Annotated in this window: 12 protein-coding genes and 1 riboswitch; of the genes, 4 read left to right on the plus strand and 8 right to left on the minus strand. The window is 41.4% G+C overall.

Annotated elements, in window-relative coordinates:
• Positions 1-6 precede the first annotated feature (6 nt).
• Together ribE and ribD are read right to left on the minus strand one after the other, a co-directional pair.
• Positions 7-657 carry a riboflavin synthase gene (ribE, locus tag SLU01_RS04880; RefSeq protein ID WP_147055934.1) on the minus strand — a complete coding sequence of 217 codons (651 nt, stop codon included), beginning with the start codon at positions 655-657 and terminating at the stop codon, positions 7-9.
• Positions 658-1,743, minus strand: a complete 1,086-nt coding sequence (gene ribD, locus SLU01_RS04885) for a bifunctional diaminohydroxyphosphoribosylaminopyrimidine deaminase/5-amino-6-(5-phosphoribosylamino)uracil reductase RibD (protein ID WP_147055936.1) — start codon at positions 1,741-1,743, stop codon at positions 658-660. It abuts the gene before it with no gap.
• Positions 1,744-1,806: 63 nt separating this feature from the next.
• Positions 1,807-1,953: riboswitch (FMN riboswitch) on the minus strand.
• Between the two features lie 181 nt (positions 1,954-2,134).
• Here ribD and SLU01_RS04890 point away from each other — a divergent pair.
• The gene (locus tag SLU01_RS04890; protein WP_170232593.1) at positions 2,135-2,944 is read left to right on the plus strand and encodes an LAGLIDADG family homing endonuclease; all 810 of its coding nucleotides are present in this window, start codon (positions 2,135-2,137) and stop codon (positions 2,942-2,944) included.
• A 5-nt stretch (positions 2,945-2,949) separates the two neighbouring features.
• Positions 2,950-3,324: an rRNA methyltransferase gene (locus SLU01_RS04895; RefSeq protein ID WP_147055940.1), complete on the plus strand. Its 375-nt coding sequence runs from the start codon at positions 2,950-2,952 to the stop codon at positions 3,322-3,324.
• A gap of 250 nt (positions 3,325-3,574) precedes the next feature.
• On the opposite strand, the gene SLU01_RS04900 is transcribed toward SLU01_RS04895, so the two are convergent.
• The 4 genes from SLU01_RS04900 to parE all read right to left on the minus strand — a co-directional run bounded on the left by SLU01_RS04900 (position 3,575) and on the right by parE (position 10,198).
• Positions 3,575-4,225, minus strand: a complete 651-nt coding sequence (locus SLU01_RS04900) for a GTP pyrophosphokinase (RefSeq protein WP_246110882.1) — start codon at positions 4,223-4,225, stop codon at positions 3,575-3,577.
• A 190-nt stretch (positions 4,226-4,415) separates the two neighbouring features.
• Entirely contained in the window at positions 4,416-5,639 is a 1,224-nt protein-coding gene (locus SLU01_RS04905) for an MFS transporter (protein WP_147055945.1), read from the minus strand.
• Positions 5,640-5,795: 156 nt separating this feature from the next.
• Positions 5,796-8,231: a DNA topoisomerase IV subunit A gene (gene parC / locus SLU01_RS04910; RefSeq protein ID WP_147055947.1), complete on the minus strand. Its 2,436-nt coding sequence runs from the start codon at positions 8,229-8,231 to the stop codon at positions 5,796-5,798.
• Positions 8,228-10,198 (minus strand): DNA topoisomerase IV subunit B, encoded by a 1,971-nt coding sequence (gene parE / locus SLU01_RS04915; protein WP_147055949.1) that lies wholly within the window; start codon positions 10,196-10,198, stop codon positions 8,228-8,230. Before parE ends, parC begins: the two co-directional genes overlap by 4 nt.
• Before the next feature lie 249 nt (positions 10,199-10,447).
• Between parE and plsY the strand changes: the two genes are divergently transcribed.
• Entirely contained in the window at positions 10,448-11,050 is a 603-nt protein-coding gene (plsY, locus tag SLU01_RS04920; RefSeq protein ID WP_147055951.1) for a glycerol-3-phosphate 1-O-acyltransferase PlsY, read from the plus strand.
• A 223-nt stretch (positions 11,051-11,273) separates the two neighbouring features.
• Positions 11,274-12,644, plus strand: a complete 1,371-nt coding sequence (locus SLU01_RS04925; protein WP_147055953.1) for a C40 family peptidase — start codon at positions 11,274-11,276, stop codon at positions 12,642-12,644.
• Positions 12,645-12,688: 44 nt separating this feature from the next.
• Here the strand turns inward: SLU01_RS04925 and SLU01_RS04930 are convergent, their stop codons facing one another.
• Complete coding sequence (locus tag SLU01_RS04930; protein WP_147055955.1) at positions 12,689-14,071, minus strand: UDP-N-acetylmuramoyl-tripeptide--D-alanyl-D-alanine ligase; 1,383 nt, start codon at positions 14,069-14,071, stop codon at positions 12,689-12,691.
• Positions 14,049-15,401: a YheC/YheD family protein gene (locus tag SLU01_RS04935; RefSeq protein WP_147055957.1), complete on the minus strand. Its 1,353-nt coding sequence runs from the start codon at positions 15,399-15,401 to the stop codon at positions 14,049-14,051. Before SLU01_RS04935 ends, SLU01_RS04930 begins: the two co-directional genes overlap by 23 nt.
• Positions 15,402-15,421 lie beyond the last annotated feature (20 nt).

Raw genomic sequence — 15,421 nt, forward strand, 5'->3', positions numbered from 1 at the left:
CACCTCTTATCCCAAAAATCCGCTTTTGGCAAGTGCACCCATCGTCAACCCGCCGGACGGTTTAGTTTCTTTCTTTGAAACGATACGTTCCAAATATTTCGCAAGGATATCGCATTCTACGTTGACATAGTCACCGATACGTTTATGACCAATTACGGAATCAGCTTGAGTAACTGGAATTAGCGATATCGTAAACCCTTGTTCCGAGCTATCGAAAACAGTCAATGAGGTACCATCCACTGTTATAGAACCTTTCGGAACGAGATGCGCCTGGAATGCGGGGTTGATTTGAATATCCATGTAGATTGTATTCTCGATCGGTCGGACTGCAATAATTTCACCGACGCAATCGATGTGGCCAGTTACAAAATGACCACCAAACCGACCGTTCGCTGCCATAGCACGCTCCAAATTCACACGACTTCCAATTTGCAGTGCAAAAAGTGTCGTCGCTTTGAATGTTTCAGGCATAACGTCCGCTGCGAATTGTGTTTTCGAAAACTCTGATACAGTGAGACAAACGCCATTAACGGCAATGCTGTCTCCTTTTTTTACGTCAGAAAGCACATAATTGCACTTAATGACCAATTGCATTGACGAAGAGCCTTTCTTTATCGCGTGAATCGTACCGACTTCTTCAACAATTCCAGTAAACAATCAGCTTACACCTCCTGTAGGAAAAAGGGCATGGATCCTAATATCTTCTCCGATTTGCTTCACATCAAGGATGCGAAGCGGCTCAGATTCCGCAATAGTCGATCGGCTTGAATCCATGAATAGGGAAGGGCCATTTCCGACTAGTTTCGGCGCCATATACAAATACAACTCATTCGCGAGACGAGATTGGATGAAGCTGGTATGAACCTGGCTTCCGCCTTCCACTAACAGCGTCACGATGCCTCGCTTAGCAAGTCGGGTAAGAACTTCATCCAAAAAATCGGTATGTTCCGGAATTGCTTCAATATGAACATAAGGAGAATCGGAAAAAGTACGCGACTTATCTGATTCGAGTGCAAAGATAATCGTCTCGGCAGCTTCGTCCTGCAGGACATTCGCAGTTTTTGGCGTCCGTAGATGCCTGTCTAAAATTATTCGTTTTGGGTTCTTTCCACCATGGGGCAAACGGGTGGTGAGGAAAGGGTTATCATGAAGAATTGTGTTAACACCTACTAAAATTGCATCATGGGTATGGCGGAGGGTATGGACGTTTTGCCTTGAACTTTCAGACGTAATCCATTTGCTGTTCCCATTTTGCGTTGCAAGACGGCCATCAAGTGTTGTGGCAGCCTTCAAAGTGACGTAGGGTTTTTGATGTTGTATAAAATGAAAAAATGCCCGGTTGCTAAAATCCGCCTCTTCTTTACATAAATCTGTGATCACTTCTATTCCGGCAGCTCGAAGAAACCTAATTCCTTTGCCATTTACGGCAGGATTCGGATCGTTAGACGCGATGAAAACACGGCGAATGCCGCTTGCGATAATTTTCTCCGTGCATGCTGGCGTCTTACCGTCATGCGCACACGGTTCTAAAGTGACATATAGATCTGCATCGATTGCATTCAGTCCTGCCATGTTGAGAGCATGCACTTCCGCATGAGGAGTTCCTGCTTGCATATGCGTGCCTGTCCCGACAATTTGGCCATTTTTAACACAAACAGCACCGACAATTGGATTCGGTGAGGTTTGGCCTTCTGCGAGCTTAGCAAGATCTATTGCTAACTTCATATAATCGTCGTGGTCCATCGAATTCCCCCTTTCATTCATTACAAAAGGGCGGATATAGAGTTGGGCATGGTCTTCAAATCCGAGCAACTTCTCCCATCCAGACTTTAACTGTCGGTGCCGGAGTTTCACCAGCTCCACCGTCTTCCGGTAGGGAAGAACGGGTCACGGACTAACAAGCAATGCTTGATCACCGCCGGTAAGGAATTTCACCTTGCCCCGAAGAGTCGTTTTGATTTGACCGATTCCAATTTAACATACTACGGTATTTGTTGCCAAGTAACTGATTTCAAATATACTATGGGAATCAAAAATGCGCCAAAATTATTATGCAGGAAATATATATTTCTCTATTCAGTTAATTAGTTGATAATCAGAATGTATGTTTGTATAATGGAGTTAGAAAGGGGGATTGGAAAAATTGCCTCGAAATCCGGGAATGACTGATAACAAGATTATTGAACTGTATAAAAGTGGGTTACCTTATAGTGAGCTTAGAATCTTGATCGGATTGTCAGACAGAGGAATCCGAAATGTTCTTATCAAACATGGAGTTGAATTAAAACCTGTAGGGCGACCAAGGATTCATAATGTGAACGAGGACTTTTTCAAAACTTGGTCTCATGAGATGTCTTGGGTTTTGGGATTATTTTTAACGGATGGCCATGTGAACAAAAAAGTTCATAGCGTTAATCTATCACAAAAAGACGAGACCCTCCTAAAAAAGGTGGCCAATCTAATGGAGGCGGAATCAGGAATAATACCGCCATGCTGCACAAGAAAGGTTCCAATGCTGACGATCAATTCGAAAATTATCAAGGAAGATTTAAACCAGCTTGGAATCACGCCAAATAAATCACGTACAGTGGAATTCCCGAATGTGCCAACGGAATATTTGCCGGCTTTTGTTCGAGGAGTCATTGATGGGGATGGCTGGGTTCAAAGTAGAGGGTATGTTATGAATGTAACTACCGCGAGCGAAGCATTTGCAAAAGGTCTTTATGCAGTCTTTCAAAATTGGAATTTGAGAACAGAAATATCCATTGACCAAACACAATCTGAAAAAAACATCTACAGGGTTTGGGTAAAAGGTAAACGAGACCTTCCAAATCTAGCTAATATCATATACGATGGAGCTTGTGAGCTGTTTAATGAGAAGAAAAAGAAAAGAATGGTTCAACATGCTGCTAAGAAGGTACAATTGATTTTAGAATTGGAGTGAATAAAATGTGGAAAGTAGTTAATGGAAAGCTGAAACAAACTTCAGATACGGATCGAGTAAAGTTTAGAACAAACATAAGTAAAGCAATTTTAAACAATTTAAATAAACTAGCTGAGGAAAATGATACCCATACTAATTATTTGTTAGAAAGCGGTTTGCTACATGTATTGAAACAAGATGTAATCTCGTACAATAAAGACTTGCGGCCAAAAGATAGAGTGCAATACAAAACAACATACGACAAAGAACTTTTAGCCGAAATAAAGAAGATAGCAAAACAAAACAACATATTCATCAATGATCTTATAGAATATAGCATACAGTTTATTAACGTAGAGGAAACTAAAGGAAGGGGCTATAGATATAGAATTGAGAAGTAAGTAATATATACTTAAAACTACGCCCCCGTCATAATACTTATTATCAGAAGTTATGTTTCATTATAAAGTATACTACTAACAGTGAGATGAAATCGATTTTTTTAGTTTCTTCAACCAAATTTACACCACAAAGAACTCCAAATAAAAATGGCCGATTTTACCACGTTATCCGTGTAATCGGCCAGCCATTTATTCTTTCAGTAAATTCTTAGTATCCACTTCGAATTTCTAACATTTTCATTGCCTAGTTCTATGAATTAATAAGCAATGACAATTTTTCATTAATACTATAATCCATCAGATGTTCAGTACTGTTTTCTGTACTTTTAATCATTTTCACTTCTTCATGAAGCCTTTCCATTTTCTTATCTAACTCCATCGCAGACATGGCAGCTTCCTTTAGTTCTGTCGTTAATCTTTTAGGTATTTCCTTATTGAATTTATAATAGATTTTGTGTTCCAAACTAGCCCAGAAGTCCATTGCAATTGTCCTGATCTGTATTTCTACATAAGTATGCTCAACTCTATCCGTCATAAAAACAGGAATTTTAATAATTAGGTGGAGACTTTGGTATCCGTTCGGTTTTGCATTCTTAATATAGTCCTTACATTCAATTACAGTGATATCTTTTTGATTTTTAATCATTTCACTTACTTTATATACATCAGAAATAAAAGAACAGGTAATTCGAATACCTGCGATATCTTTAATATTTTCTTTTATGGAATCCAATGAGAGCTCACAATTTTTTCTTTTCAACTTTTTCAAGATGCTTTCTGGCGTTTTTACTCTTGAGCTAATATGTTCAATTGGATTATATTCATGAATATATTGAAATTCTTCTTTCAATATATTTAGCTTCGTATTCACTTCATCTATCGCAAATTTATATCCCATCATAAATCTTTTAAGATCATTCTTAATCGTTTTCAATTGCTCAATGTTTTCAAAAGTTGGTTCAGCCAAGGTCTTCATGTCCCTTCCAATCTAAGATGTTCCGCTTTTCATTTGATGAACATCCATCATTTTATATGACACATTGTGATGAGTCAATAATAATGGTGTTAATCAAAAACAGCAGCAGAAATCATTAAATGATTTCTGCTGCTGGATTTACTTGCACCTGTTCTAAAACAATATTCCGGCGTCTCATCTGTATGAAAAATAGTAACGTCATACTTAAACTGATGAAACCAAAGATGATTACCATTGTTTGTAACCCCAATATGTCTAAAAATGCCCCAGCGCTTAACAACACAACTTGGAACATAATCCGTTCCAACATATTACGGAATGAGAAAAAACGTCCGTGATAGGCTTTTGGCATTTGCTTCTGAAAAACAACCATCGCGGTTGGGAAAAAACAACCTAGCGCAAAACCTAAAACTGCAAATGCGCTTAATGTTAAAATAATATTATGAGCAAAATAAAGCATGAACTCTGCTACAGCGACCATTGACGCAAAAAAGAATAAAATCGCTGTGGTTTTCCACTTCCGGGAGAAATACTTAACCGCAAACGAACCAACCATGAAAGCAATTCCTTCAAATGTATAAATCAATCCTTTAATGGATGAAGAGTCCTGTATTTCACTAATATTGATGACGATCAGATTGAATGATCCAAGAAATAATAATGGAATCATTGTCATGATTAAAGTCATACCAACTGCCGGATATGCCTTTAACACAGGGAAAACTTCCATGAATCCCCCTTTTTCACCTTGCTGTTTACGGTGGGAGCTACTTCCCTCCCCTTCATCGATTTTCAGCCACATTGTGAAAAGCAACAGGAATACATAAGCGATCATTGAGACCCAATAAAGTGAAGCGAGCGACCAGTATACGAGCATGACCCCTGCAAGCGCTGTTCCTGCGATGCGAGAAATTGTTGCGACGTTCATATGCATTCCGTTCATCGTCAAAAGATCTTCATCTTTGACAACTAGCGGAATCGCAGACTGCAGTGCAGGAAAATAGAAGGTTGCTGACAATTGTATCGAGATAATGAATGCGACCATCCACCAGACGGAGCCTGTTGATATCGCTAACAACATGAAAACAACACTGACGAGCCTTCCTAACCCGGCTACCAATAAGACGGTCTTCTTTCTTGACTGATCAATAATTCTTCCAGCTGTTGGTCCTGCGATAATCCCTGCTAGCAGGCCGATTGATAAGATCATTGCTTTGACAAAATCGGACGGGATTTTTTCTTGTAAAAACTCCAAGTTGCCGATGATTCCTGTCCATAGGCCAAGACCGGCAATCATTTCCCCACTTAGGATTATCCAAACATTGCGGTTCTTCCACATTCCATTCACCGTTCCCTATATATATTTCGACTTTCGAATTATTATACGGTACAACTTGAATTCTGTCACTATAATTTTGAATGACTATTCTCAACAAACAATTCCTGACAAAAAAAGCACCTGCCGACGGTCATATTACTGTCGACAGGTACTCTCCTAAGATTTCAATTCAGCTTTTACTTCTTTATAAACATGAATAAGCTTACCATCTTTGTTCTCATCGACTACGGAACTACCGTTTGAGTAGCGATCGACGAGACGCAATGATCCAGCTTCAATGCTTATCTTCTGGTCCTTTTCAGTCGCTAAGATGACTGAGTCCCCCGGTTTGACGAATGCGGTCCCTACAATCCGGTGTGGATTCGATTTCAACTCTTTCAATACAACCATGCCGCGTTGTGCCCTCGCAGCCGATTCCAATTCCTTCAACGCGATCCGTTTGACAGATCCTCGCTGCGTGGCGATTAATACCGATTCTGCGTCATCTCGCAACACGAGCATCGATACAAGCTTATCGCCGGTCTTTAAGTTGACGCCTTTGACACCCGCAGTCCGAACGCCAGTTAGCGAAAGCTCGGTTAACGGGAAGCGCAATGCGTATGCCTGTTCAGTGAATAGAATGAGATCTTCATCGCCTGTCACAAGTTGAACACCGACCATCCGCTGTCCTTTTTTTACATTCATCGCCTTGAATGTCCTTGAGTATCGTTGGACTTGGAAGTCGGATAGCTTCGAGATTTTGACATTTCCGTTATCCGAAGCAGTTAAAACGGCCACTTTCTCATCATCGAAACTGTCTATACCAATTGCCGCAATGATTTCTTCATTCGGTTCAAGGGAGACGATGCTTGAAATATGTTGGCCCAAATCCCGCCATCTTATATCCGGCAATTCATACACTGGCTGATAGATATAGTTGCCAAGCGAAGTGAAAAGAAGCAGATGGTGCTGGGTATTCATGACGGACTCCAATAGACTATAATCGGATTCTTTCATTTCCTGACCAGTGCCGTTTGAAGCGCTGTACGAACGGATGCTCGTCCGTTTTACATAGCCGTCTTTGGTAACAGAAACGACGACTTCTTCACTTGGTACAAGTATATCGAGATCTACTTTGATGTTCTCAATCACTTCTTCAATAACAGATCGTCTTTGTTCTGAAAACTGTTTTCTAATTTCCGTCAACTCTTTTTTAATCACATTTGAAAGCTTTTTATCGCTTTTCAAGATGGCATCCAATTGTTCAATCAATTTACGAAGCTCTTCTTCCTCTTTTTTCAGTTCAGTAATATCAGTGTTTGTAAGACGATACAACTGGAGTGAAACGATGGCTTCTGCTTGAACTTCAGTGAAACCGAACTTCGAAATAATATTGTTTTTGGCATCGCGTTTATCTTTTGATGCACGGATTTCCCTTATCACTTCATCCAAAATGGACAAAGCTTTCATCAGACCTTCTACAATATGCAATCGATCTTTCGCTTTTTGAATATCATATTTCGATCTTCTTGTCACAACGTCCTTCTGGTGATCGATATAGGCATCCAGCAGCATTGGCAGCGACATCAAAGTCGGTCTGCGATTCGATATGGCTACCATATTGAAGTTATACGTCACTTGAAGATCCGTGTTTTTCAATAAATAATGTAAAATGGCGTTGCCGTCCATGTCTTTTTTCAATTCAATCACAATACGGAGTCCTGTACGGTCGGATTCGTCCCGAACATCGGCAATGCCATCTAATTTACGGTCTAACCGAAGTTCGTCGATCTTCTTCACCAAATTTGCCTTGTTGACATCATACGGGATCTCGGTAATGACAATTTGAGATTTACCTGCTTTCAATTGCTCAATTTCCGATTTAGAACGAATGATAAATCGGCCTTTACCAGTTTCATAAGCCGTTTTAATGCCGCCAGTCCCTTGGATAATTGCTCCAGTCGGGAAATCCGGTCCTTTAATGACCGTCATTAATTCATCGACTGTAACGTCTGGGTTATCCATTCGCATTAGAACCGCGTCAATGACTTCGTGTAAAGCATGAGGTGGAATATCAGTTGCATATCCCGCCGAGATCCCTGTCGAACCATTGACGAGCAAGTTCGGAAAACGGGAAGGCAAAACAGTTGGTTCCGGCTCAGTATCATCAAAGTTTGGAATGAACTCTACAGTATCCTTTCCGATATCACGCAACATTTCCGCTGCGATTGACGATAGCCTCGCCTCCGTATAACGCATCGCTGCTGCCGGGTCACCGTCTACAGATCCGTTGTTACCATGCATTTCAACCATAAGATGGCGCAACTTCCATTCCTGACTCATACGAACCATCGCATCATATACGGAAGTATCACCATGAGGGTGATAGTTGCCGATTACGTTACCGACAGTTTTTGCGGATTTTCGGAATGCCTTGTCATGCGTATTCCCTTCATGGAACATGGCATATAAAATTCGCCTTTGTACCGGTTTCAGTCCATCCCGCGCATCAGGAAGTGCGCGATCCTGGATAATGTATTTACTGTAACGACCAAAACGGTCGCCAATCACTTCTTCCAAGGGAAGGTCTTGGTAACGCTCAGTTGAAGTCATTCAAAGTCCCCCTCAACATGTAAAAATTCATTCTCTAATATATTTTGATCTTCCGTCCCGAAGTCTACATTGCTCTCGATCCACTTTCGGCGCGGTTCGACTTTATCGCCCATCAACGTCGTAACACGTCTTTCCGATTGTGCTCCGTCTTCTATCGTGACACGGATAAGTGTACGTGTATCGGGATTCATCGTCGTATCCCATAATTGATCGGCATTCATCTCCCCGAGACCTTTGTAGCGTTGCAGCATATAGCCTTTGCCGATTTTTTTAATCGCTTCATCCAGATTGGCTTCTGTCCAGGCATATTCAATCTGTTCCTTCTTGCCTGCCCCTTTAGATACTTTATAAAGCGGTGGCAAGGCGATATAAATCTTTCCAGCTTCAATCAGCGGTTTCATATATCGATAGAAAAACGTCAGCAGCAGCACTTGGATATGCGCTCCATCCGTGTCCGCATCGGTCATGATAATCACTTTATCATAAGCAATATCGTCAATATTGAAGTCTGCTCCAACACCGCCGCCGATAGCGTGAATAATCGTATTGATTTCTTCGTTTTTCATAATGTCTTCCAACTTCGCTTTTTCGGTATTGATGACTTTACCGCGAAGTGGCAAAATCGCTTGGAATGTCCGATCGCGTCCTTGCTTGGCGGATCCTCCAGCAGAATCACCTTCCACAAGATATAATTCATTTTTCGCAGCATTTCTTGACTGCGCGGGTGTCAGTTTTCCGGATAGCAACGTATCCGATTTCCGACGTTTTTTGCCTGAACGCGCATCTTCCCTTGCTTTTCGGGCTGCTTCCCTTGCCTGATGCGCACGCACTGCTTTACGGATCAAGTTAGCGCTCAATTCAGCGTTTTCTTCTAGAAAATAAAGCAGATGCTGTGAAATGATCGCATCTGTTGCTGTTCTCGCTTCACTCGTTCCCAATTTGCCTTTCGTCTGGCCTTCGAATTGAAGTATTTCTTCCGGAATACGGACGGAAATGATGGCAGACACGCCTTCTCGAATATCAGCCCCGTCGAGGTTTTTATCCTTCTCTTTCAATAAACCCGTTTTTCTCGCATACTCATTGAAAACCCGTGTCATCGCAGTTTTCGCACCAGTTTCGTGGGTTCCCCCATCTTTTGTACGCACATTGTTAACGAAAGAAAGAATCGTTTCCGAATAACCATCCGTAAATTGGAATGCGAACTCCACTTCAATTCCGTCGGATTCACCTTCCAAGTATGCGACATCATGCAGGACATCCTTTTCTTCATTCAAATAATTGATGAATGCTTTAATGCCTGTTTCGTAATGGAAAATGTCGTGTTTATCCGTGCCTTCTTCCTTCAGTTCAATTTTTAAACCTTTTAACAGGAAGGCAGACTCACGCAAACGCTCTGATAACGTGTCGTATTGATATTTAATCGTCGAGAAGATTGTCGGATCCGGTTTAAAGTGAATCAACGTTCCTTTTTCCCGGGTTGTCCCAATCTCCTCCAATGTTGTAACCGGTTTCCCTCCATGTTCAAAACGTTGGCGGAATTTCTTGCCGTCACGGAATATCGTCACTTCAAGCCACTCGGAAAGGGCATTGACGACAGACGCACCAACACCGTGCAAGCCACCACTTGTCTTATATCCGCCTTGTCCAAACTTTCCGCCTGCATGAAGAACCGTCAAAATGACTTCCGTCGTCGGTTTCCCCGTCTTATGCATTCCTGTCGGCATTCCACGACCATAATCACGCACGCCGATGCTGCCGTCTTTATGAATCGTTACATCCACTTCGGTACCATACCCGGCAAGCGCCTCATCGACCGCATTATCTACAATTTCATAAACAAGATGATGAAGTCCTCGAGCGTCTGTCGAACCGATATACATGCCCGGTCGTTTTCGTACAGCATCTAGGCCTTCAAGAACTTGGATTGAATCATCATCATACGTATATACATCTTGCTTTTTCGTCAAATCGCAACCCCCATCAAACGAATGTTCTCTTTTTAGTTATATACTATCGTATCGCTTCCTGTAAAGCTTGTCAAATCAACGTTTCAGGAAGCTCGCTCAATTAATTGTATAGAAGAAAGTGGTTAAATGCAATGAGATGCGAAAAATGTTGGTCGCTTGCATTGTATATTGAATCCTACCATTGTAGCAGTCATTAGGTTCTGCTAAACTTGAAACACAACCATTAAAATAAATCAAGGGGACTCCGAAATGGACATTGTCATTATTATACTATGTGCTTATTTACTTGGCTCCATCCCTTCCGCATTATGGATCGGCATGCTGTTCTACAAAACGGATGTACGAGAACACGGCAGCGGGAACTTGGGTGCGACAAACACTTTCCGCGTTTTAGGTAAAACAGCTGGACTTGTCGTCACCGTGTTAGATATTTTAAAAGGAACTGCGGCTGTCCTTTTGCCGCTAATACCGGCTTTAAGCAATACTGGCATTCATCCGCTTTTCATCGGTTTTTGTGCCGTGATCGGACATATATTCCCGGTCTTCGCTAAATTCAAAGGCGGAAAAGCAGTTGCGACATCCGGCGGCGTTTTGCTCGGCTATAACTGGCCAATTTTCATTATCGTTCTACTGACCTTTTTAATTGCATTGAAATTGACGAAAATGGTTTCTCTTTCTTCCATGATTGTCGCTGTCGTCGGATTTTTGTATAGCATCGCGTACTATATTTGGACCGGTGATTTCTATTTGATGATCATCGTAGGTTTAATGGGTGTCTTCATCTTTTACAGACACCGTGCAAACATTTCAAGAATCAAGGCTGGAACTGAGCCAAAAGTAAAATGGTTATAATACCCCTCTAAAAACGTGTTGGCTTTACGCCACACGTTTTTCTAGTTCCAGATTTCCCCTTTTATCGCTTGTAATCTATTTGTAAAGAAGAGGGTTGAGCGTAGGATTGGCATGGATTACGGAAACGCTCCTTTTTCAATGGTGAATATTCCCTTCAAATCCGTTACTTTTTCTATGCTACGATCGTTTTGTAGCGTTAGAAAATCAATTACGGAGGCTCACGATGAAAAGAAAACTATTATCTGCTGCATTGATTACATGCGTCACTGCAAGCTCTTTAACCATACCATCATACGATCAAGCTTATAACGTCTCAGCCGCCACAGTTTCAGCTCAACCGACAAATGTTGCGGTCTCTGCAAAAGCTGACCAATTGATCCAAACAGCGAAAAGCTTAATTGGAAAAGCGACATACAGCACGGCCGAATACAAGTCGACATACCCATATAAATTCTCATGTGCAACTTTTCTTATGTATGTGTTTGAGCAAAACGGCGTTGACCTTGCCACATATAACGAAAACTATATGATGGAACAAGGGACTCCGGTCGCCAAAGGACAATGGCAAAAAGGCGATCTATTATTCTTCAGAAGTAAAACGACAGGGACCGACCCGGATCATGTTGCCATGTATATCGGCGATAATAAAGTAATTCACATGGCAGATTCAAAACAGAATATTGTCATCTCCGATTTAAATAGCAAACCCTATTATACTGAAAACTACTACGGTGCACGCAGAGTGATTCCGAGCCTGCTTCCTTCTAATCCAGCAACGGCAGAAGATAACATCGTCAGTCTTGCATATGATTTGAAAGATACGGCGACGATTGGATCTGTTAACAATGAAGCTACTAAGAAGTTTACAAGCACAGGTTTCGTCAATTATGTTTACGGGAAAAACGGGACGACATTAAATGCCTCCAGTTTAAAAGATTTACAGAGTAAAGGTACAACCGTCTCTCGCTCGAACTTGAAGAAAGGTGATTTGGTATTCTTCAACAGTGTAAAAGGTTCAACAACTCCTAGCCTTGTCGCTATCTATGCCGGTGAACAGCGACTCATTATACCGAATTCAGGCGGCGTTATCACCCGAGTCCTTCTTGTAGATTATTATAAGGATCATTACATTACAGCTAAACGCGTAGGATCGGATAATAAAGTTTCAACACCTTCAACACCTTCAACTCCACCAGCAACAACGACTTCTTCTGCTGAAAAGATCGTTAATTTCGCAAGCAGCTTAACGGATAAGGCGAAATTCGGTTATGGATATGATGAAAAAACATTAACATTTACAGGTGCAGGATTCACTTATTATGTATATAAACAACAAGGGATCGATTTGAAATACAAATTGGCAAGTCAACAGGCGACTGTCGGTTCTTCCGTCTTGAAGTCAAATCTTCAAAAAGGGGATCTACTTTTATTTTCAACGGATAATAAAGGATCCCGCATTACACAGACTGGAATTTACATCGGGGGGAATCAATTCATCACCCTCTCCACTTCCGGTAAAGTAGAGACTCAAAGTCTTTCATCATCATGGGCGTCTAAAAACTATGTCCAAGCACGCAGAGTGATTACAAACTAACAAAAGAAGCATCAACGCAGTAGCGTTGGATGCTTCTTTTAACTTTATTCTTTTAATCTCTTTGCAAATTCAATCATGCCACGGCTCGACATCGGTCCTTTAATAAGTACAATCGATTGTCCATCAAACATCCGATCCAATTTGTCACCAATTTCATTCACATTTTCAAAGATCTTGATATTCGCCGTACTTCCATCCCTTTTAGCTTGCCTAGCGATTTCCTCAGCTTTTTTTCCAATTGTAACGAGCGTATGAATCTTTCTTTTCGCTACCATACTTCCAATTTCCCGATGATATTTCTTCTCAAAATCGCCTAGCCTATTAATATCTCCAAGAATCAATATAATCTTTTTTTCTCTTCCAATGGCATCCAGCACTTTCAATGCCGCCTCGACTGACGTCGGGTTATTCGTCCACGTATCATCGATAATTGTGCTTCCATTGATCCCTTTTGAGAATTCCAAATGTCTATCCATGTTTTGAAATGTCTTTAACCTTGCAATAGCCGACTTTATATCCATCCCCATTTCATGGACAGCTGCTAACGCTGCTAGCGCATTGCTTACTTGGTGTTCTCCATATCCCGGGATGAAACCTTTATATGTTTTACGATTAACATGAAGGGTGAAGTCCATTCCCCCTTCTGCATAGTTGATATCGGTTGCCTTGAAATCAGCTTTATCAGCAGTTCCAAAGTAAATGATTTTCCCTTTAAAAGAATGCGTCCTCAGCTTCTCTGTGTTTTTATCATCCGCATTTAAAATAAGCGTTCCGTCTTCTTTAATGCCCCCGATTATTTCTTCTTTTGCGCGGATATATCCTTCCACGCTTCCACAGCCATCCAAATGGTGAACGCCTATAGTTGTTATGATCCCTATCGTCGGCTGGTAAATCATACATTGATGTTTTATATTGCCGGAATTACCGAGGCCATGTTCAAAAACAGCCGCCTCCGTATGATCGTCAATCCCCATCAAATAAGGCAATGAACGCCTCGGCTCATTTTTACTGCTCGCTGACGCATGAACGGTCCATGTTGGATGAAGTATATGCCTGATCATATCTTTTGTTGTCGTTTTCCCGCATGTGCCCGTTATTGTCACAACCGGTAATTGAAAGAGATTCCGGTAGTAATTGATGAACTTCCAATAAGACTGGACAAGGCTTTTCACTTGTAAGATGGTTGTATTCGGATATGCGCCCTTTAGTTCCAATCTGGATTTATCGGTGACGACGAGGGAGGGGCCTTTTTTATTGATTGCGAACCAATCCACTTCCACCGTCCTTCCAACGAACAGTAAAGTGTTTCGCTTCGCATGCTCATGGCGAGTATAATAAATAACGTCTCTTACTTCCCAATCAACCGGCCCGGCAATAACCGTGCCGCCGAGCACCTTCCGAATTTCACTCACAACGATTGGCTTCAATTTTCTTCCCCCTTTCGGTCGGGCGGCAATGAAACCCTTTTTTGTTTTTCCTCAACTGCTCGTAAATCTCTTTATACATCTTGTTTTGATCAAACATATAAAACAGAGACATGGAAGGCGCATAATTCGCTTCAATGATCCATACTTCGCCCTTTTTATCGATCCCGATATCAAATCCGATGATCGATACATCTATACTATTCTCTGCAAGCCTGGCGGAAGCGCTCCTACATATTCGCTCCATTAACATGCGGCATTTGTCATACGTCATATAATTCCCGGATTCCAACAACGCTTTTTCTACTAACAATAGCTTGCTAGCTCGATTGGAAGTGAAATAGTCTTGTGCAGCCACTTTTACGATGAGCCCGGTTACAATCCATTCTTTATCATCCAATTGGGACATGACCCGCACATCATACGGGTTACCGTCTATTTCATCTAAATGGATGAATTGCTGGACGATATAGTCCTTTTTTGACAGATAGTGCTCATTGATAAAATGAAATAATTGATTGAAATCCGTTTTGATCATCTTTGTATTTTTCTCATGGACTTCGAAGGTGAAGTCAACCCGCACAGACACTTTGACAATACCTATTCCTTGTTGGCCTATGCATGGCTTCAAGATGACATGTTGAAACGACTGCAAAAAATTGCTAAGTGATTTTCTAGTGCATAAATCCGTTTTGGGAATGTAGCGGCGCAATCTCCTTTTTCCATATAGCGCATGATATTGGCTCCATTTACTGTTGCGTTCATGTAAAACCGTATCGGTAATCCAGAATTGACCGGATTTATTTTGGGCTAATTCGATGATGATTGTATGGCAATCAGGAAATGATTTTCCGAGTACAGCAGCTGTTGATTTTAAGAAGTTAACCAATCTCCATATATTGTCTAATCGGTGAAACCGGGAAATTTTGAATTCACCTACTGCCATGCTGTGAACAACATTCCAACTAGCCGAAGAAGATTTTCTATGGAGGGTGAAGCGGCGATAATGAAGGGAAGCACTATGAGGGGGAACACTTTGGATAATATACACTTTTTTCGTCATGACGCTTGTGATTAAGTAATGATAAGCATCTTCCTTGCTAGTAAAGTGCTGCTTACCATTCGTAAACTCCACTGTTAATTGATCATTTTTAGAAACTACCCGAATTTCTTCTGGACTAAATAGCGGTTTAATCAAAAAAATATGTTCGGTATTCAGGGCAATATTGAAATTCCCCTCTGAAAACAAACTCATTGCCGGTAAACTTTCAAGTAATCTCATGTCTTTCTGTAAGGCCGCTTGCTGGCCGTAACGGCCCCGAATCCCCTTCATAGACTTCCCTCCTTCAATGA

The sequence above is a fragment of the Sporosarcina luteola genome, assembly GCF_007991495.1.
Classification (GTDB): domain Bacteria; phylum Bacillota; class Bacilli; order Bacillales_A; family Planococcaceae; genus Sporosarcina; species Sporosarcina luteola.

Bases quoted from the DNA above. Each gene is read 5' to 3' on its own strand.
- SLU01_RS04905 (WP_147055945.1), bottom strand. From the start codon at position 5,639: ATGTGGAAGAACCGCAATGTTTGGATAATCCTAAGTGGGGAAATGATT.
- SLU01_RS04925 (WP_147055953.1), top strand. From the start codon at position 11,274: ATGAAAAGAAAACTATTATCTGCTGCATTGATTACATGCGTCACTGCA.
- SLU01_RS04900 (WP_246110882.1), bottom strand. From the start codon at position 4,225: ATGATGGGATATAAATTTGCGATAGATGAAGTGAATACGAAGCTAAAT.
- ribD (WP_147055936.1), bottom strand. From the start codon at position 1,743: ATGGACCACGACGATTATATGAAGTTAGCAATAGATCTTGCTAAGCTC.
- SLU01_RS04895 (WP_147055940.1), top strand. From the start codon at position 2,950: ATGTGGAAAGTAGTTAATGGAAAGCTGAAACAAACTTCAGATACGGAT.
- parC (WP_147055947.1), bottom strand. From the start codon at position 8,231: ATGACTTCAACTGAGCGTTACCAAGACCTTCCCTTGGAAGAAGTGATT.
- plsY (WP_147055951.1), top strand. From the start codon at position 10,448: ATGGACATTGTCATTATTATACTATGTGCTTATTTACTTGGCTCCATC.
- SLU01_RS04935 (WP_147055957.1), bottom strand. From the start codon at position 15,401: ATGAAGGGGATTCGGGGCCGTTACGGCCAGCAAGCGGCCTTACAGAAA.